This window comes from Priestia sp. SIMBA_032, assembly GCF_046535215.1.
In the GTDB taxonomy this organism is placed as follows: Bacteria; Bacillota; Bacilli; order Bacillales; family Bacillaceae_H; genus Priestia; species Priestia aryabhattai.
This window is the reverse complement of record NZ_JAWRXD010000350.1, coordinates 1-315: the sequence shown is the minus strand read 5'-3', so window position 1 is coordinate 315 and position 315 is coordinate 1. Positions and strand designations below refer to the sequence as shown.

Annotated in this window: 1 protein-coding gene; it reads left to right on the top strand. The window is 64.4% G+C overall.

The window, feature by feature from the left end; all coding sequences use genetic code 11:
• Positions 1-101: 101 nt before the first annotated feature.
• Positions 102-315: ABC transporter permease subunit (locus SB717_RS34715; protein ID WP_410907410.1), on the top strand; the 214-nt coding region annotated here is incomplete at its 3' end.

Here is a 315-nt window from a genome sequence, read left to right as displayed (position 1 = left end):
CCATCGCCTTAGTCACGGCCACTCATGCCGAAGCTCAGGCGATAAGTGAGGAGATCCAGAGTCGACGGGCCGCAAACGGGACCGTCGACACACGGGAGGCAGTGTCTGGACAGACTGGCCAGCAGATCTTCGTCGGCGACGTCGTCCAGCACGCCGTGCTCCCGGCCCTCACCATCCTGATCACCTCCCTCGGCGGCTGGATCATCGGCATGCGGAACACGATGATCAACACGCTTGGCGATGACTACGTGACGTTTGCCGAGGCGAACGGTCTGCGCGGCCGCACGGTGGCGATCCGCTACGCGGCGCGCAATG